The organism is Mycolicibacterium palauense (genome assembly GCF_002592005.1).
Classification (GTDB): Bacteria; Actinomycetota; Actinomycetes; order Mycobacteriales; family Mycobacteriaceae; genus Mycobacterium; species Mycobacterium palauense.
On record NZ_NVQF01000043.1, the window covers coordinates 16,620 to 34,301 of the forward strand.

Here is a 17,682-nt window from a genome sequence, read left to right on the forward strand (position 1 = left end):
GGAGGCGCCGTGCGGTTCATCCTGACGGTGCTGCTGTGGCTGATGACGACGGTCGTGCTGGCCGTCGCGGTCCCCGCGGCATGGTTGCAGGTCAACGTCATCGATGCCGACGGGTACGCGGCGTTCACGCAGAAGGCGGCCACCGATCCGGGTCTGCAGCAGGCGATGGCCGGTGAACTGACCACCCAGGTGCTGGCGCTCGCCGATGACGACGGCCTGTCACTGACCCCGGCGGTGGTGCGGGCGGCGGCCAACTCCTACACCAGAAGCTCGGCGTTCCCCGAGCAGTTCGCCGAGGCGAACCGCTTCGCCCACCGGTGGCTGTTCACCGACTCCGTGACCTCCAGCGTCGACGGGCAGGGGCGCTGGGTGATCGACCTGGCGCCGATGCTGTCGAACAACTCGTTGGGCCAGACGCTGGACAGCTACAACATCGACGTGCCGACGTCGTTCCCGGTGCCGTTGACCGAGGATCTCCCGGACGTGCTACGGCCGGGTGGGCTGCAGCAGTGGGCAGCGTGGGGGCCGTGGGTCAGTGTCGGCGCCGCTGTCCTGACCGGTGTGCTGGCGCTGCTCACCCTTGCCGCGGCGCGCTCGCGCGGAAAGACCCTTGCTGCGCTTGGGGTCTCGGCGCTGCTGGTGGGTGGGGCCGGCTGGGCCGGACTGGAGGTCGGCCGTCGCTACGTCGACAACGCACTGAACCAGACCTCCGGCGACATCCGGACGCTGGCGGATTCCGTGGTCACCCAGGCGATCTCGTCGATGCACCAGTGGCTGAACTGGTCGCTGATCGTCGGCGGCGGCCTGGTGGCGCTCGGTGTGGTGGTGGCGATGCTCGGTGGGTTGCGCAGCCGGGACTAGATGCCTCGGTCGGGTAACGAAGCCCACACAGTCGTGGCGCCTTGATCTTGATGTGGGAGGTTCAACGGGACTCAATGTCGACCACCGAGATCGCCGCCGCCACCATCAGAACTGCCGCAGAGGGACAGTCGGGCGACTCGGATGGCAGAAGTAGTCAGAGGCAGATCGTGCGGCGCGACCAGAAGACGACAGTGCCGGCGGCGCTGTGGTGACAGAGCTGATCTTGGGGCGCATCGGCGGCCGCCCGGCAGCCAGTTTTAGATCTGGGAATCACCGATCTCGCGCTGCGAACATGTCTGGTGTCTTATCGATCTCGCAGGGCGGGCGGTCGATCTGGTCGGCGCAGGTAGTGAAACGCCGCGTAGGTTTGTCCGCCGATCTTGATGTGCGATGTCCGCAGAAACGCGATTGCCACTAGGCACAGAGCCGTCAGGACTGCGACGAAAAGTCCTGCACACCAATGAGGTAGCTGGGAAGCGAATAGTAGCGGAGTGCCGGTCGCACAACCTGACCAGTAGACGCGACGCTCGATCGAGTCGGGGGACAGTCGCGACGAACGCCACAGAGGGAAGGTGCTGAGCAGTGAGCCTGCACCGATGCAGGCGATGCCGGTCCACAGCGCAAGGGGCTGCCCCGTGCCCACAATCGGGCCGGCCATGAGGAGCATTCCTGGGTCTGCTTCCTCGCCTCACTTCTCGCTGTCCGACTGGTTGAGCGCGGGCGGTCTGTCCGGTTCGCGGAGGTTGGCGAATGCGGCGAAAATCCGCCCCCTGATCTTGATGTGATTGGTCCAGTTGAAAGCGACACCCACCAGACCCAGGCCGAAGGCAACCGACAGGAATGCCCCGGACCGCCAGTCGGGCGCTTGTGACAGGAATAGCAGGACCAGCCCCAAGCCGCAGCCGGTCCAGTACGTGATCCGCTGGACCGTGTCAGGGGACAGGGTGGCCGACTTCCACAGCGGAAACCAGCCGGACAGCGTTGCTAGACCGATCGCGCTTATACCCAGCCAGAAGAGCACTTTGGACACGGGCTACCAACTTCCTCCGGCAGAGGGTTTGACGTCGAACATCGACCCGACGCCGCCCCCGAGGCTCCCACCTGCTTCGCCGCCTATGAGTGAGGCGGCGACGACGATGGCCGCTGTCGTCCACGGCCCGGTCACCGAGCCGGCAACGGCGGCGGCGCCCCAGGCAGCCCCTGCCCCGCCGAGCACGCTGCCGACCGCGTTGCCGAGATCTTCATTTCGTCCCTCGCCACCCTGGTACCAGTCGTAGGAAGCCATCGTCAGTTGGACGAGGTTTCCGATGTTGCCTGCCCTGCCGGCGATCTTCTGGATCGTTTTCGCGTCGGCGGCCGAAAGGAGGTCCACCGGCAGCGCATGCTTGCCTTGCGGTATGGATCCTGCATAAGCCTCCGTCCCGGCGAGCCAAGGACTCGCGCCGCCGATGAGGCCGCTGATGTACTGCTTGGCCCCTTCCTCGGAGACGCCGGCGGCGGTCAAGGCGAAGTACGCCTGTTTGGTGGTCGTCACCCGACCGAATGCCTCGCCGTCGTCGAGCGTCTGGGTGGCTTGGTCCGGGGTCATCGGTGGGATACCGGCGTAGCCTTGCTCGAGCTGGCTCTGCAGTCTCAGCCGGTTTTGCGCGCGGCTCCGTGCATCGCCGCCCAGGACGGGGTCGGTCGGTAGCGGGCCAACGTAGTTGGCCATCCTGAAGTCGTCGAGACGCTCACCGGCGAGTTGGCGAGCGTCGAGGGTGGCATTGGGATCCGTTGCGGTCGCGAAGTCCCGCAGGCGAGCTTCGGCGGCGGCCTTCTCCGGAGTCATCGGACCCGGCTCTGCCACGAGTTCTTCGTCTTTGGCCCGTTGGGTCGCCTCGTAGTGTTCGGTGCCCGAACGCCCCCGCTGTTGCTGACCGAGTTCGGCGTCTCCGTCGACGTCTTCGATCGCTGCTGGGTCGTAGCCGTGTTCTCGCCGCAGTTCGGTCAGCGACCGGTTGAGTTCCGACGAGTAGTGATCGCGAAGGCCCTCTACCGTTTTCAGGACATTGGCGGTCGACGTGATCGCGTTGTCTTCCAGTGCCGAGGTGTCCTGGTCGTTGGCGAGAGCCCGGCCGATCAGTGCATCGATGTAGTGCAACTGGCCGTTGAGGGTGTCGATCTGCATCGCGGAGAACCGCTGTGTCTCGGCCAGGGTGGCGGCGATGTTGGCGAGATCGGCTCCGATCGCGGGTAGCTGGTCACGCTGCACGAACAGCTTGGTCGTCGCGCGCTGCACCTCGGCGCTGTCGTTGATCGGGTACTCACCGTCTTCACGGTTCCACGAAGCCTGGAACCGCTGTTGCGCGTTGACGAATTCGGTGTAGGTCTCGGAGGTGCAGGCGCCGGCGTTGTAGAAAGCGCGGGCCAGCTCATTGATCTCGCCGGGATCGCCGCTTTGCAGAGTCTCGTCGACGACCCATGGATCGCCGGCGGCGGCGATGAGTTCGCCGACACCGATGTGGGTCAGGTTTGGGTATTCGGGCACAGCACCGTCCGCAACGCTTCGGCGTTGCGCTCCTCCATGTCGACGAAGGCCGATGCAGTGGTGTGGGCCTTGTCGCCGAGCACTCCGAGACGATTCTCGTGGTGCCGTAGCCGAGCGACGTGCTGGGTGTGGGCACCGCTGAGCGCGGACTGGAACGACTCCGCGTCAGCAAACCCTCCGAAGATCCCCGAGGTGACCCTGGCCCGGGAGAGGTTGTCGGCACCTTCCATGGCCAGCCAGGCGGCGTTGTACGACTTTGCGGCCCCGGCCCGCATCTCTTCGACGTCGACGAACACGTTTCCTCCCTCCAGCTAACAATCACGTTAGCGGAGATCGGCCGGTGGTCAATTCACCGCTCGTGGTGGCCGGCCCGTTGCTCCCCTGTTCTCCTGATCGGGGTCGCCTCCTCAGTCGGTCTTTGCGTGCCGGCCCGTGGGCGCGCCCCTGCCCATCGGCTTGCGTCTTCCGATTTCGTAGCCGAGCAGATAGGCCGCCGGCGGTAGCAGCCACAGCGGCACCGATGTCACGAGGATGACGAAACCGGGCAGGTATTGACCTCGAACATGTGGAAGTTTGCGGGTGGCGTCGCCGACCCCGCCGAGGCCGAGAATCACCACCAGCACGGCCACGGATCCCAGGACGGCGAGGTTCCAACCGGCGACGAACACGGCCAGCCCCGTGGTCGCGATCCACACCGCCATCAACCACCACAGGTTGGTGGCGGTCACCGTGCCCATGTAGCTGTCCGGTGGAGGTGCGCGGCGTTCGGCCGGGGCGCGTTCGGCTTCGGTGTTGGGAATGGTGAACGCGATGATGCGACCACCGATCTTGATGTAGGGCGTCGACATGTAGGCGCGGAAGACTGAGATGAGAGAGCAGCCGATCCACACCGCAATGACGCCTCCGGGGCGTAGGTGCCACAGGGCGGCGGTGAAGAAGGCGGCGGCGCCGAGCCATCCACCCCAATAGAGCCGGCGCTCGAGCCGGAGGTCGTTCTTGACGAATGCGGATGCCAGGAGGGCCAAGCCTCCCACGACGGCGCCGCAGACCAGGGCGAATGTCGACCAAGGGGGGACGTCGGTCGACTGCGCGAGGTAGGTCACGGTGCAGTGACGTCAGCGCGCCGGCCAAGTATCACGTCTGGTAGACGTCGCGAACGGCCGCCGAGTTCCTCTCCTCCGTGTCCGCGAACTCCGACGTGGCAATGTGCGCCTTGTCGCCGATGCTTCCGAGCGACGTGCAGTGATCGTTCGCCAGCTGTGCATGCCGGGTGTGTGCGTCGCTGAGTGCCCGATGGAAGGACCTGGCTTCGGCGAACTCACCAAAGATGCCGGAGCCGACTCCGGCGCGGGACAGCCGCCCGGAAGCCTGATCGGCGCTGTCGGCTGCGGTGTAGGACGTGTTGGCGCCGGCGCGAAGACCAGCGAAGTCGACGAACACGAAGTAACCCCCTTGATGTGGTGCTTACTCCATTATTCGGGTTTGCCAGCACAGGGCAAGTCACCGCTGCGAGGGTGGCTTGCGGTGGGGTCGGCAAACTGTAGATTACGGGTCGTGGCGGGGAGGATGGGAGTGCGCAGACCATGACTGCGCCGACTTTTCGCTGGTTCACTGCCGCATCACTGGCTGCCGCCGCCGGTGGAGACCCCTGGCAGGTTGACGACGAGCTTCAAGCGGGGGACCCGGGTGAGATCAGCGGGCTCGCCGACGCGTTTCACGAGGCCGGCAGCCATCTCAAGGATGCCGATGACCAGTTCAACGCGGCCAAGGACCAGTTCACGGCGTCCTGGGATCGGGAGGACACGGTCGAACACCCGATCAACGACGCGGCCGAGGTGAAGAGGGTCAGCGCCGCGCTCGGTGGTCAGCCGGATGAACTCGCCAAGATCGCCGTGTCGTTGCAGCAGATCGCGGCCGCGCTGGCCACCGCGCAGCGGGACAGCGCGGCGCAGATAACCGATCTCAATGCCGACCTGCACGACATCGACAACGAGATCACCCAGGTGATGCAGGAGCTGCCGTATCGGGCCTCCGAGCTCATCGGCGAAGCGCAGCAGCTGACGAAGGCGGTACTGGACAACATCGAGTACATCCGGGGCGCCTACATCACCCAGCTGCAGAGCGGCGAGACGGCGATGATGGAGTCCGGCTACGTTCCCGACGCCGTCGACGAGTCGGACGGAACTCCCGGGGACTCACCGCAGGAGGCGGCGGACCAGTACGCGAAGTCGGGCCAGCTGGCCAAGGACCGGGCGACCGTCGAGGAAGCCGTCCGCCGCCACGGTGGCGGCCGAATCGGTCACCTCCATTGGGAGATGGATGAGATTGCGGCCGCCCGGCGTCTCGATGACTACGCCATCGTGACCGACCCCGCCAACGGCGCGGCCCGCTATGGCGATGCGCATGAGCAGGATGAGGCGGCGCGCCTGGCGGGAAGCCGGTTGGGCGACTTCAATCTGGCCAGCTCGACGGGTCCGGTGGCCAAGGACCCCGTCCTCGGTGGAGACATGCGAGACCGCGCAAGACAGCGCCTGCTGATGCAGCGCCAGCTTCAGGACGCCCAGCTCCCGTGGAGCCCGACTCCGATGTCCGCCGACGACGCGACGCGGAAAATGAACCAGCTCGAGGTGCAGGACAGGGCGCGCACCCTGACGCGGCTGCACGAGCAGCTCCAGGACTGCGGGATGTCCCCGAGTGGTGCTGCCGCAGTGGTGGACGGCATCTCCCAAGGGGTTATGCCACAGGAGTACCTTGATGCCGCAGCGGCCGCCGGCACAGTGTTCGACAACGGGAAAGACGCAGTCGATGCATTCAGCGACAGGTTGCCTCAAGGGCGTCACTGGAAACCGGGCATTGCTTTCACGGAAGCCGACATTGAGGCGTTGTCCAAACTCGGAGGACGCCTTGGTGCCGTAGGTAGCGCCCTCGAATTCGGCGTAGGCGTGTACGACATCGCCGTCAACGACGCCTCACCGGTCGACGTTATAGCGAAAGCCGGCGGCGGGTTCGCCGGGGCCGTCGCTCTCGGACAGTTTGGAGCATGGGGCGGGGGGGCCGTGGCAGGTCCTCCGGGCGCATTCGTGGGAGGGCTGGTGTTCGGGACAGCGGGTGCCTTTGGTGGTGAGAAAGCTGCAGAGAGAATAGTGGATTGGATCAGAAATTGACCAAAGCAGGGGGGGCCGTGTGAGCACGCTGCCTATCGCAGCGGGGCCGTCAGTCGACAACCCGCACACGCTGGTCTTCTTCGTTGCGGCTCTACTGTCCTTGGCGCTGACCTTCATCCCCAAGGGCAACAAGCGAAGCCTGAGCTGGCAGCGAAAGGTGTACTGGAGCGGGACTTTCGGTGCCGCCGTGTGCGCCTTCATCGCATCGATTCCCAACTTCACCACGGGTGCCCTCCTCGCGGCTTTCGCGGTCTTCCTCATGACGGTTTCTGCGTACTTCACGAGTCAGTACATCAAGATCGGTAGCCGAGTAATCGCCTTCCAGAGCGCGACCGACCTGACTGATCGTGCTGGCGGAAGTGGCGAACTGACCGACGACGAACCATACGGTTCTCGAGTTTCTGCCGCGAAGATGTGGTGGTTGGCCGTACCGTCTGTCGGAATCGGGTCGGTCAACTTGTTCGGCTACCTCTACGACAACGACGGACTGGTTTACGGGCTGCTCGGGCTGGGCATCTTGGTCGCGACAGGACTCCTCATCGGCTGTGGCGACGGTCTATGGCGACAGCGCGTCGCCCGCGGGCAGTACCTTCAGTTCGCGATCGTGGCTGTGATCTCGGCCGGCATCTTTGCGGTGAGCTATCTCGTGGCCTACTCGGCCGCACTTCGGTGGAAGGACTCTTCCAGATGAGCCGTGGCCTGCTGTGCACTGATGAGGCGGATGTAGTGATCGGTGTACACGCGGGGCTACCCCCTCGTTCGCCGCGCGCCGATCTCAGGGTGGCAAGAATACTTGGGGAAGAGGAGTCCTTGGGGAGGAGAAGAGGAGGGTGTGCGGACGAGGCCGCGGAGTGTCCGCACGGGGCGAAGGGGTGGTGAGGAACCTAGGTGACGAACCCAAGCGCAGTCGCGATGCCCACATTCGACGATCCGCACACGGTCGTCTTTTTCGTGTTGTCGATGCTCTGTCTCGCGGTCGCGGTCGCGCCGCTACCTAGTCGTTTTGACTTGCGTTCGCAGCGATACGCGTACTGGAGTGGCGTCGGTGGCGCGTCCGTGTTCGCGTTTCTCGCGGCTTTGCCTGATTGGACGTCCGCGATCGTTCTGTTCTTGACGGTGTGGGTTGTGATGGTGATCCCCGCCTACTTCAGCTCGCCGTACATCAAGGTTGGTGGCAAGGTCGTCGCATTTCACATCGACGACAGCCAAGCTGAATCACCGCAACGTGGAGCTGACGCAACACCGCGAACCGGGGCTGAGGTCGATTCGGAACCCGATTCCTATGCCGGGCGCGTCACCGCGGCCAAGATGTGGTGGCTGTTGATCTTCGCAGTCGGCATCTGTTCATTCAACGTCGGTGTGCACTTCATCGATGAAGACACTGACAAGCCGTGGCTGTGGATAGTCACCGCTGTCGCACTGGTGTTGATTGCCTTGGCCTTTGGTCATGGCGATGCGAGTTGGGGCTATGCGGTTGCGCGTGGCCAGTATGTGCAATTTGGCATCATCACTCTCATCAGTGCAGGTGTATTCGCCGTTGTGTATCTCGTCGCCTACCGCGCGGGCCGCCGCTGGCCGCTCCGTCCGAAGCGGTCGATGGAGTACCGGGCCCATCCACGGTTTCATGAGGATGAGCGTTGAGGTGGTGCGGGATTCGACTCGTGTAAGGCACGAAAGTCGGTGCACCCTGGGAGTCCCTCTGCGGATGTCCAGGCGGAGCCGTGGGCAGTGATAGGAGGTGAGCATGCAGGTATTCGAGTCGAACAGCCATGCTGTTCATTCACCCCAGACGCCATATTTCATTGCGGCGGCGTTCCTCTTCTTGGCGTTGACGCAGCTTCCACTTATCGTCCGCAGGGGTGAGAGTTTCGCCCGCTTCTGCTACTGGGGCGGTACGGCGGGAGCGGCCGTATGCGCCTTGATCGCTGCGATCCCGGACTGGGTCGGTGGCATTGTCTTCTCGGCGGTCACCCTGTTTGCGATGACGCTGACGGCCTACTTCGCCACCCACTACATCAAGATTGCCGGCAAGGTCTACACCTTCCACATTCAGCGTGACCGGTCCCAGCGCAAGGACTCCGATGCCGACCCGTGGAGGCTGCCCGAGGGCTATCCGGATGCGTACGGCACCGGTGTGACGGCGGCAAAGATGTGGTGGTTGCTGGTCCCGTGTTCAGCGCTGTGCACCTTTACGGCCGTCACCCAGTTCGCCGACTCTGCCGGAACCGGGCTGGTGATCGCTGCAGTGGCAGCTATTGTGCTGCTGGCCCTGGGATTCGGGTATTTCACCGACGGCAGCTGGGGATATCCGCCGGCGCGGGGCCAGTACGTGCAATTCGCGCTCGTGTCGATCCTCTCCGCGGGCGTCTTCGCGGTGTTCTACCTGCTGGCTTACGCAACGGGGCGCCGCTGGCCACTGCGCAACAAGAAATCGCTGGAATACCGTGCGCATTCACACTTCCACGAGAAATAGACGGCGCCCATACGACGATGAGCTCGTGAGCTAGGCCGTGATGACGACGCAAGCAGCAGCGACGCTCTCGTTCAGTGATCCGCACACACTCATATTCTCGATTGCGGCGATGTTGTGCCTGGTACCCACCTTCATTCCGTGGGGCGACGGGCGCAGCCTGAGCTGGCAGCGCAAAGTGTACTGGAGCAGCACGTTCGGTGCTGCCACCTGTGCGTTCATCGCATCGCTTCCGAGCGTGTTCACAGGAATCCTTCTTGCCGCGTTCGCGATTTTTCTGATGGCGCTGCCCGCATATTTCTCCACCCAGTACATCAAGATCGGAAGGTGGGTCATCGCCTTCCGGAGCGCGACGGACCTCACCGCCGGCCGCACAGACTCCGGCGAACCCCTCGGTGACGAGCCCTACAGCTCGAAGGTTTCCGCCGCGAAGATGTGGTGGCTCATGGTTTTCGGGGTGGGGATCGGCGCCGCGAACCTGTTGATCTATGTCGTCGATCGGGAGGACCTACGTTACGGCCTCCTCGGCCTCGGGATCATCGTGGCGGTCGGTGCGCTGTTCGGCTTCGGCGACGCGAGCAGCGCCCAGCGGGTAGCCCGTGGCCAGTACGTGCCCTTTACCGTCATCGTGCTGATGACCGTGGGCATCTTCGGCCTCTGCTACCTGGCGGCCTATGCGGCCACACTTCGGTGGAAGCAGACGCCCAGATAGGTCACGTCCCGCCCAGCACCCGCCACAGGAACGAGTAGCTCAACGCCGACTTGAAGGCGGTCTGGGCGTTGTCGGCGGCGCCGGCATGGCCGCCCTCGATGTTCTCGTAGTAGCGCACCCGGTGTCCCACGGCTTCCAGGGCCGCGGTCATCTTGCGGGCGTGGCCGGGGTGCACCCGGTCATCGCGGGTGGAGGTGGTCATGAGCAGCGGCGGATAGGTCCGGTCGGGTGAAATGTTCTGGTAGGGCGAGTATTCGGAAATGAAGGCCCAGTCGTCGGGATTGTCCGGGTCGCCGTACTCGGCCACCCAGGAGGCGCCGGCGAGCAGCAGGTGGAAGCGCTTCATGTCCAGCAGCGGCACCTGGCACACCAGGGCGCCGAAACGCTCCGGGTACTTGGTCAGCATGATGCCCATCAGCAGGCCTCCGTTGCTGCCGCCCTGTGCGCCAAGCTGTTCGACGGTGGTGATGCCGCGCTTGACCAGATCGGCGGCCACCGCGGCGAAGTCCTCGGCCACCAGGTGGCGGTTCTCCCGCATCGCCTGCGTGTGCCAGTTCGGCCCGTACTCGCCCCCGCCGCGGATGTTGGCCAGCACGTAGGTGCCGCCGCGAGCGAGCCACAGCCGGCCCAGCACGCCCTCGTATCCCGGCGTGCGGGCAACCTCGAATCCGCCGTAGCCGCCCAACAGCGTGGGGCGGGGCCCGGACGAACCGCGCGGCCCGACCACGAAGTACGGGATCTGGGTGCCGTCCTCGGAGGTCGCGAAATGCTGATCGACGGTGATGCCCTCGGCGTCGAAGAACGACGGCGCGGCCTTGACGCGCTCCGGGGGTTCGGTGCCGAACTGGCGCAGCAGCTGCGACGGTGCGGTGAAACTGCTGGAGTCCAGGAAGACCTCGTCGCCCTGGTCGTCGGCGGCGATCACGACGGTGTTGGTGTTCGGCGGAATGCCGGGCATCGGCTCTGTGGTCCACTGTCCGGGGGTCACGACGTGCAGGCGGCTGGCGACGTCGGACAAGGTGACCAGGATCAGCCGCTCACGGGTCCAGACGAATTGGTGCAGCGCGGTGTGCGCGTCGGGTTCGAAGACCACGGTCAGCTCCGCGGTGCCGTCGAGGAACTCGTCGAAGTCGGCGGCCAGCAGCGCCCCGGCGGGATAGCTGGCCCGCCCGGTGTTCCACTCGGTGCGCAGCTCGATCAGCAGCCAGTCGCGATGCGCGGAGACCGTGGCGTCGGTGGGGGCGTCGATCCGGACGAGTTCGCCTGAGCGCAACAGGTAGACCTCGTCGTTGAAGAAGTCGGTGGCCCGGCGCAGGAAGGTCCGTTCATAGCCGGGTGTGCGGTCCACCCCGGCGGCGACGATCACATCGGTGGCGGGGCCGGTGAACACGGTTTCGGCGTCGGCGAGTGGCTGCCCGCGCCGCCAGCGTTTGACGATGCGCGGGTAGCCGGACTCGGTCAGCGAGTCCGGGCCGAAGTCCGTGCCGATGAGCACCGTGTCGGGGTCCTGCCAGGTGACGTGGGTCTTGGCCTCGCCGACCTCGAACCCGTCGGCGACGAATCGCCGTGATTCCATGTCGAATTCCCGGACCACCGCGGCGTCGGAGCCGCCCCGGGACAGGCTGATCAGCGCGCGGGTGAAGTCGGGTTCGATGACGTCGGCGCCGGCCCACACCCAGTTCGCGTCGTCGTCGCGGGCCAGGGCGTCGACGTCGACGAGCACGTCCCAGTCGGGTTCCTCGGACCGGTAACTGTCCAGGGTGGTGCGCCGCCACAGGCCGCGCGGATTGGCGGCGTCGCGCCAGAAGTTGTAGAGGTACTCACCCCGGCGGCGCACGTAGGGGATTCGGCTGTCGGTGTCGAGCACCTCCAGGGCTTCACGGCGCATCTGTTCGAACCGGTCGTCGCACAATTCGGCCAGGGTCGGCTCGTTGTGTGCGCGCACCCAGTCCAGCGCGTCGTCGCCGGTGATGTCCTCGAGCCACAGGTGGGGGTCGTCCGTCACCCCACCATTGTGTCCTCGGGCGTAGTGTGAGCTGTATTACGACCTGCAAAACCGACATCGACACCGGACCCAGGACGAACCGATGACCCCTCCTTCCCGAGTGCTGGTGACCAGTGCGGCGGCCGCGCAGTTGACCCGCCTGCACCAGCAGCACGGCCCGGTGATGTTCCACCAGTCCGGTGGGTGCTGCGACGGGTCCTCCCCGATGTGTTATCCGGACGGTGATTTCGTCGTCGGCGATCGTGATGTGCTGTTGGGGCTGCTCGACGTCGGCGACGCCGGGGTCCCGGTGTGGATCTCCGGCCCGCAGTTCGAGGCGTGGAAGCACACTCAGCTGGTCATCGACCTGGTGCCCGGACGCGGCAGCGGGTTCAGCCTGGAGGCCCCCGACGGGGTCCGTTTCCTGTCCCGCGGGCGGGCCTTCACCGACGCGGAGAACGAGCAGCTGGCCGGGGTGCCGCCGTTGACCGGCAAGGACTACGAGGGCGGCAGGCGGCCGGCGGTTCCGCGTGGCGAGGTGGTGGCCGAGGCCGCCGACGCCTGCGCGATTCCGATCCGATAACAGCACGGCCACGGCCTCATACGAGCCTCGGGCCGACGGGGTTCGGCCACGTAATGTCATGGGTGTGATTCCCCTTCCACGGCCTTGGTGGCTGACCAGCGCGATGCTGGTCGGCTGGGCGACGGGGCTCATGGCTGGCATCGTCGCGACCCTCCTGGTCACCGCGCCCGTGCGGCCCGACGTGGCCATCGCCCTGGCGCTGGGTGTGCCCGGCGTGGCGGGTCTGGCCGCCGTGCTGTTCTCCGCCTACCGCTGGGTGACCGCCTTCGGTGCGTTTCTGCTGGCCCTGGGTCCCGGGTGGTTCGTGGCCCTCGTGCTGATGCAGGTGATGTCCGGTGGCTGACTCCTTGCAGGACTATCTCGACACCGGGGTCATCGACACCGAGGCGCTGCCGGAGACCGAACCGCAGGCGTCGCCGATCTTCGACACCGGCCCGCACCCGGAACCGCTGCGTTCGGCGGGGGCGCCGGAGTCACCATCGCCGGAGTCATCATCGCCGGAGTCACCGCCGGAGCAGACCGGGGCCGAGGACCACAACCCCTACCGGATCCGACGGCCGGACCGGGGCGCGCCGAAGTCGGGCCCGACCCCCATCCCGGCCGCCTCGGTGGTGCTGCCAGGGCAGCTGCAGTTCCTGAAGCGGTGGAAGTTCGCGCTGGTGGTCCTCGCTATCTGGATCCCCGCCGCCGCGGTGGGCCTGGCCCTGTACTACTGGTGGTTTCACGCGCTGGACAAGACCTGGCCGGATTTCGGGGCGCTGTTCTACGTCGTGGTCTGCGTGGTCACGGCCATGCTGGTGGCGATGGGGGACCGCAGGCCGACGGTGACCGCGATGAGCCTGGGGCTGATCTCGGCGCCGTTCGCCTCGGGGATGTCGGCCGCCGCGCTCTACGGCAGCTACGTCTTCGGCTGGCTGGCGCCCTAGCCGAGGGGACCGATTTTCGGAGCGCTCCATCCCCGAGGTTCCGCGCCGCCATGGCCGCCCCACTAGGGTGGACCCGTGACCCACTATGACGTCGTTGTTGTCGGAGCCGGTCCCGGCGGTTACGTCGCGGCCATTCGTGCTGCCCAACTCGGGCTCAAGACCGCCATCGTCGAGCCGAAGTACTGGGGCGGGGTGTGCCTCAACGTCGGCTGCATCCCCTCGAAGGCCCTGCTGCGCAACGCCGAGCTCGCGCACCTGTTCAACAAGGAAGCCAAGACCTTCGGGATCAGCGGCGAGGCCACCTTCGACTACGGGGCGGCCTTCGACCGCAGCCGCAAGGTCGCCGACGGGCGGGTCGCCGGTGTGCACTTCCTGATGAAGAAGAACAAGATCACCGAGATCCACGGCTACGGGAAGTTCACCGATGCCCACACGCTGAGCGTGGATCTCAACGAGGGCGGCACCGAGACCCTCACCTTCGACAACGCCATCATCGCCACCGGCAGCAGCACCCGCCTGGTGCCGGGCACCTCGCTGAGCGAGAACGTGGTCACCTACGAGAAGCAGATCCTGTCCCGCGAGCTGCCCGGGTCGATCATCATCGCCGGGGCCGGCGCCATCGGCATGGAATTCGCCTACGTGATGAAGAACTACGGCGTCGACGTCACCATCGTCGAGTTCCTGCCCCGGGCACTGCCCAACGAGGACGCCGAGGTCTCCAAGGAGATCGAGAAGCAGTACAAGAAGCTCGGCGTGAAGATCCTGACCGGCACCAAGGTGGAGTCCATCGACGACGACGGGTCCACGGTGACGGTCACCGTCAGCAAGGACGGCAAGTCCGACACGTTGAAGGCCGACAAGGTGCTGCAGGCGATCGGTTTCTCACCCAACGTCGAGGGCTACGGACTCGACGCCGCCGGCGTGCAGCTCACCGACCGCAAGGCCATCGGCATCGACGACTACATGCGCACCAGCGTGGGCCACATCTACGCGATCGGCGACGTCACCGGCAAGCTGATGCTGGCCCACGTCGCCGAGGCGATGGGGGTGGTGGCCTCCGAGACCATCGCCGGTGCGGAGACCCTGGCCCTGGGCGACTACCGGATGCTGCCGCGCGCGACCTTCTGCCAGCCGCAGGTGGCCAGCTTCGGTCTGACCGAGCAGCAGGCCCGCGACGAGGGATACGACGTCAAGGTCGCCAAGTTCCCGTTCACCGCCAACGGCAAGGCGCACGGCCTGGGCGACCCGACCGGGTTCGTCAAGCTGGTCGCCGACGCCAAGTACGGCGAGCTGCTGGGCGGGCACCTGATCGGACCCGACGTCTCGGAGTTGCTGCCCGAGCTCACACTGGCACAGAAGTGGGACCTGACCGCCAACGAGCTGGCCCGCAACGTGCACACCCACCCGACCCTGTCCGAGGCGCTGCAGGAGTGTTTCCACGGCCTCACCGGCCACATGATCAACTTCTGATCGATGCGAGTTGCGGCGATCCTCTCGGCGGCGCTGGGCGCGGCACTGGCCGTGGCCGGACCGGCAGCCGGACCGGCGGGGGCCGCCCCCGAGGCGCCGGACCTCGGCGACTATCGCGAGGCTCCGGTCGGACCGTTCCTCGACGGCGCCACCAATGGCGGCGAGGTGTACTTCCAGACGCCCGACGGCCTGCTCTGCGGCATCCGCCCGGCGCAGGGCCGGGCGGGATGTGACGGCGCGCTGCCGGGCACGACGACGGGCGCCAACGAAATCGTGATGTCCGCCGATCCCGCCGCCCGGGGGCTGCGGATCACCCCGACGCCGCAGTTCGTCAAGCCCACCGGACGGGCTGCCCCCGTGCTGGCCGCCGGCGACAAGATCCTCTTCGAGGACTTCGCGTGCGCCACCGGCGAGGACGCGCTCACGCTGTGCACGCAGGGAACCCCGGCCGCGCAGTGGATGGTGATCGGGCCGGAGGGCACCGCGGTGGGCCCCGCGACCCCGGGGCTGCCGTCGGGCTTCCCCGACCCCAACGATTTCGTGGTGGGTGACCAGAGCTACCTGGTGGGCATCGGACCGAAGAACCTGTTCCCGGTGTTCACCACCTCCGGCGGTCTGCAGTGCAAGATCCAGATGTCGCGCGGCGGCGAGATCGGTTGCGACGGGCCGCTTCCCGGAGTCGAGAACGGTGACGACGAGGTGTTCGCCCAGTTCCCCGGAGCGGTGGGCACCCGCAGGGCGGGACACCCGCCGTTCTCCACCCCCGCCTACCCGGGGCCGATCCTGGAACTGCCCGCCGGCCACCGCATCGATTCGTTCGGCGCCACCTGCATGGCCACCGACGACGGCGGGGTGGCGTGCTTCGGGATGGTCGACGGGAAGGCGCAGGGCTTCCGGGTGAGCGCCGAGGATACCGCCACCTTCTAGACCCGGAGGCTAGTCCCGGAAGCTAGTCCGGGAAGTCCAGCGGCAGTCGCAGTGAGTTCATGGTCGCCGCCAGGGAGTCGTACTGGCCTGCCAGGAAACAGAATTCGATCAGCTGCCGACTGTCCAGATGGGTCGTCAGCGCCGTCCAGGTCTCCGGGCTGACGCCGCGTTCCAGCACGTACTCGTCGGTGGCGGTGAGCAGGGTCCGCTGCCGGTCGCTGAGGCCCTGCGCGGTGGGTCCCTCGAAGATTCTCTGCTGCAGCGCGGGGTCGAGGCCGCGGGAGCGTGCCAGCCTGCGGTGCTGCTGCAGTTCGTATTCGCAGTTGCGCAGGTGCCCGACCCGCAGGATTACCACCTCGGCGTCCTTGCGGGAGAGCCGGCCCCAGTACAGCTGCACACCGCTGAACGGCAGCCAGGTCCAGAACAGCGCACTGTGCCGGGACAGGGCGTTGAACAGGTGAAACTGTTGTGCTCGGATGCGGCGGGCGCCCATCCGGCAGATCACCCAGTTGATCGGGCCGATCTGGCGCAGGTCACTGGAGACGGGGACGCGGGCGGGTTCGGCGGTCATGTTCCTCGGTTCTCGACGTGGACGGCTCCGGGCGCTTCCTGCCGTCGGCTCACTTTTTCACAAGGTAGGGGGAGACGGTGCTGCGGTGCTCGTTGAGGTCCAGGGCGCGGCCCAATGCCGGGAACGCCCGCTGCGGGCAGATGTCGCGTTCGCAGACCCGGCAGCCCGCGCCGATCGGGGTGGCGACATCGCCGGAGAGGTCGAGCCCCTCGGAGTAGACCAGCCGGTGGGCATGGCGCAGTTCGCAACCCAGCCCGATGGCGAAGGTCTTGCCGGGTTGCCCGTAGCGCGCTGCCCGGCGCTCGATGGTGCGGGCCACCCACATGTAGTTGCGCCCGTCGGGCATCTGGGCGATCTGCACCCCGATCTTGCCGGGGTTGGCGAACGTCTCGTAGACGTTCCACAGGGGGCAGGTCCCACCCGTGGAGGAGAAGTGAAAACCCGTGGCCGACTGCCGTTTCGACATGTTCCCGGCCCGGTCGACCCGGACGAACGAGAACGGCACCCCCCGCATCGAGGGCCGTTGCAGCGTCGAGAGCCGGTGGCAGATGGTCTCGTAACTGATCGAGTAGAACGCCGAGAGCCGCTCGACGTCGTAGCGGAAGCGCTCGGCGACCTCGTGGAACTGCCGGTAGGGCAGGACCGTCGCGGCGGCGAAGTAGTTGGCCAGTCCCAGCCGGGCCAGTGTGCGCGACTCGTCGCTGGTGAACTTGCCCTCCTCGACGAGCTGGTCGATCAGGTCGCCGAACTCCAGGTAGGCCAGCTCGGCGGCGAGCCGGAACACCTGCTGGCCGCCGGAGAGCTGGCTGCTGATCTCCAGGGTCCTGGTGTCCGGGTCGTAGCGGTGCAGCAACGTGTCGCCGAGGTCGGTGCGCCGCACCACCCGGACGCCGTGTACCTGGTTGAGACGCTGGGTCAGGTCCCCGGCCAGCTCACCGCGGTGCAGGCGCATCCGGATCGTCAGGTCCTCCGCGGCGGTGTCGAGCTCGTGCAGATAGTTCTGCCGCTGGTAGAAGTAGTCGCGGACCTCTTCGTGCGGCATGCTGATCGAGGCGCTTCCGCTGCCCTCGTTGAAGCGGTCCTCGGTGGCCGCGGCCAGCCGGGCGGCGGTGATCCGGTACCGCCGGTGCAGGTTGACCATCGCCCGGGCCAGCGCGGGGTGGGCGCTGACGCAATCGGCGATCTCGGCCGGATCGACCTCGGCGTCCAGATCGCGATCCAGCGTCACCTCGCGCAGCTCGGCCACCAGCCGGGTGTCGTCCTGCGACGAGAAGAACGTCGCGTCGACCCCGAACAGCTCGGTGATGCGCAACAGCACCGCCACCGTCAGCGGCCGGACGTCGTGCTCGATCTGGTTGAGATAGCTGGGTGAGATGTCGAGCATCTGCGCCAGCGCGGCCTGGCTGAAGCCCCGTTCGCTGCGTAGTTGGCGCACCCGCGAGCCGACGAACGTCTTAGCCACGTTGCCAGGCTACCCGGGTGTGAAG

General features: G+C 66.5%; 18 protein-coding genes and 1 pseudogene. 11 read left to right on the forward strand and 8 right to left on the reverse strand.

Annotation, left to right across the window (positions count from 1 at the left end):
• The first annotated feature begins 9 nt into the window (after window positions 1-9).
• A complete protein-coding gene (locus CSR00_RS17320; protein ID WP_099023662.1) occupies window positions 10-861 on the forward strand; it encodes a hypothetical protein in 852 nt (283 codons plus the stop codon).
• A gap of 688 nt (window positions 862-1,549) precedes the next feature.
• On the opposite strand, the gene CSR00_RS17325 is transcribed toward CSR00_RS17320, so the two are convergent.
• The 5 genes from CSR00_RS17325 to CSR00_RS17345 all read right to left on the reverse strand — a co-directional run bounded on the left by CSR00_RS17325 (window position 1,550) and on the right by CSR00_RS17345 (window position 4,828).
• The gene (locus CSR00_RS17325; RefSeq protein WP_141564385.1) at window positions 1,550-1,891 is read right to left on the reverse strand and encodes a hypothetical protein; all 342 of its coding nucleotides are present in this window, start codon (window positions 1,889-1,891) and stop codon (window positions 1,550-1,552) included.
• A 3-nt stretch (window positions 1,892-1,894) separates the two neighbouring features.
• Window positions 1,895-3,388, reverse strand: coding sequence for a putative alpha/beta hydrolase (locus CSR00_RS17330; protein ID WP_099023664.1), 1,494 nt, complete (start codon window positions 3,386-3,388; stop codon window positions 1,895-1,897).
• Window positions 3,367-3,684 carry a DUF2563 family protein gene (locus CSR00_RS17335; RefSeq protein WP_099023665.1) on the reverse strand — a complete coding sequence of 106 codons (318 nt, stop codon included), beginning with the start codon at window positions 3,682-3,684 and terminating at the stop codon, window positions 3,367-3,369. Before CSR00_RS17335 ends, CSR00_RS17330 begins: the two co-directional genes overlap by 22 nt.
• A gap of 111 nt (window positions 3,685-3,795) precedes the next feature.
• Window positions 3,796-4,491, reverse strand: a complete 696-nt coding sequence (locus tag CSR00_RS17340) for a hypothetical protein (RefSeq protein WP_099023666.1) — start codon at window positions 4,489-4,491, stop codon at window positions 3,796-3,798.
• Window positions 4,492-4,522: 31 nt separating this feature from the next.
• Entirely contained in the window at window positions 4,523-4,828 is a 306-nt protein-coding gene (locus tag CSR00_RS17345) for a DUF2563 family protein (protein WP_099023667.1), read from the reverse strand.
• 143 nt (window positions 4,829-4,971) lie between these two features.
• Here CSR00_RS17345 and CSR00_RS17350 point away from each other — a divergent pair, with 143 nt between their 5' ends.
• From CSR00_RS17350 to CSR00_RS17370, 5 genes are all read left to right on the forward strand, one after another.
• Entirely contained in the window at window positions 4,972-6,552 is a 1,581-nt protein-coding gene (locus CSR00_RS17350) for a putative alpha/beta hydrolase (protein ID WP_099023668.1), read from the forward strand.
• 19 nt (window positions 6,553-6,571) lie between these two features.
• The gene (locus CSR00_RS17355) at window positions 6,572-7,243 is read left to right on the forward strand and encodes a hypothetical protein (protein WP_099023669.1); all 672 of its coding nucleotides are present in this window, start codon (window positions 6,572-6,574) and stop codon (window positions 7,241-7,243) included.
• A gap of 197 nt (window positions 7,244-7,440) precedes the next feature.
• Window positions 7,441-8,193 (forward strand): hypothetical protein, encoded by a 753-nt coding sequence (locus CSR00_RS17360; RefSeq protein ID WP_141564386.1) that lies wholly within the window; start codon window positions 7,441-7,443, stop codon window positions 8,191-8,193.
• Between the two features lie 103 nt (window positions 8,194-8,296).
• Window positions 8,297-9,025: a hypothetical protein gene (locus CSR00_RS17365; RefSeq protein ID WP_141564387.1), complete on the forward strand. Its 729-nt coding sequence runs from the start codon at window positions 8,297-8,299 to the stop codon at window positions 9,023-9,025.
• A 37-nt stretch (window positions 9,026-9,062) separates the two neighbouring features.
• Window positions 9,063-9,734 (forward strand): hypothetical protein, encoded by a 672-nt coding sequence (locus CSR00_RS17370; protein ID WP_099023672.1) that lies wholly within the window; start codon window positions 9,063-9,065, stop codon window positions 9,732-9,734.
• A 1-nt stretch (window position 9,735) separates the two neighbouring features.
• Here CSR00_RS17370 and CSR00_RS17375 read toward each other — a convergent pair.
• Window positions 9,736-11,748: pseudogene (locus tag CSR00_RS17375) on the reverse strand (prolyl oligopeptidase family serine peptidase); the annotation flags it as partial.
• A 73-nt stretch (window positions 11,749-11,821) separates the two neighbouring features.
• On the opposite strand from CSR00_RS17375, the gene CSR00_RS17380 reads away from it, so the two are divergent.
• From CSR00_RS17380 to CSR00_RS17400, 5 genes are all read left to right on the forward strand, one after another.
• Entirely contained in the window at window positions 11,822-12,301 is a 480-nt protein-coding gene (locus CSR00_RS17380; RefSeq protein WP_099023674.1) for a DUF779 domain-containing protein, read from the forward strand.
• A 58-nt stretch (window positions 12,302-12,359) separates the two neighbouring features.
• On the forward strand, window positions 12,360-12,644 hold the full coding sequence (locus tag CSR00_RS17385) for a putative holin (protein ID WP_099023675.1): 285 nt from the start codon (window positions 12,360-12,362) through the stop codon (window positions 12,642-12,644).
• A complete protein-coding gene (locus CSR00_RS17390; RefSeq protein WP_245906166.1) occupies window positions 12,637-13,227 on the forward strand; it encodes a hypothetical protein in 591 nt (196 codons plus the stop codon). The genes CSR00_RS17385 and CSR00_RS17390 overlap by 8 nt, the downstream gene beginning before the upstream one ends.
• A gap of 75 nt (window positions 13,228-13,302) precedes the next feature.
• On the forward strand, window positions 13,303-14,697 hold the full coding sequence (gene lpdA, locus CSR00_RS17395; protein WP_099023676.1) for a dihydrolipoyl dehydrogenase: 1,395 nt from the start codon (window positions 13,303-13,305) through the stop codon (window positions 14,695-14,697).
• Window positions 14,698-14,700: 3 nt separating this feature from the next.
• Window positions 14,701-15,624, forward strand: a complete 924-nt coding sequence (locus CSR00_RS17400) for a hypothetical protein (RefSeq protein ID WP_099023677.1) — start codon at window positions 14,701-14,703, stop codon at window positions 15,622-15,624.
• Window positions 15,625-15,646: 22 nt separating this feature from the next.
• On the opposite strand, the gene CSR00_RS17405 is transcribed toward CSR00_RS17400, so the two are convergent.
• Window positions 15,647-16,195 (reverse strand): carboxymuconolactone decarboxylase family protein, encoded by a 549-nt coding sequence (locus CSR00_RS17405; RefSeq protein ID WP_099023678.1) that lies wholly within the window; start codon window positions 16,193-16,195, stop codon window positions 15,647-15,649.
• Between the two features lie 49 nt (window positions 16,196-16,244).
• Window positions 16,245-17,657, reverse strand: coding sequence for an acetate metabolism transcriptional regulator RamB (gene ramB / locus CSR00_RS17410; protein ID WP_099023679.1), 1,413 nt, complete (start codon window positions 17,655-17,657; stop codon window positions 16,245-16,247).
• Window positions 17,658-17,682 lie beyond the last annotated feature (25 nt).

Coding starts and splice junctions, on each gene's coding strand:
- CSR00_RS17380 (WP_099023674.1), top strand. CDS start 11,822: ATGACCCCTCCTTCCCGAGTGCTGGTGACCAGTGCGGCGGCCGCGCAG.
- CSR00_RS17400 (WP_099023677.1), top strand. CDS start 14,701: ATGCGAGTTGCGGCGATCCTCTCGGCGGCGCTGGGCGCGGCACTGGCC.
- CSR00_RS17350 (WP_099023668.1), top strand. CDS start 4,972: ATGACTGCGCCGACTTTTCGCTGGTTCACTGCCGCATCACTGGCTGCC.
- CSR00_RS17365 (WP_141564387.1), top strand. CDS start 8,297: ATGCAGGTATTCGAGTCGAACAGCCATGCTGTTCATTCACCCCAGACG.
- CSR00_RS17405 (WP_099023678.1), bottom strand. CDS start 16,195: ATGACCGCCGAACCCGCCCGCGTCCCCGTCTCCAGTGACCTGCGCCAG.
- CSR00_RS17385 (WP_099023675.1), top strand. CDS start 12,360: ATGGGTGTGATTCCCCTTCCACGGCCTTGGTGGCTGACCAGCGCGATG.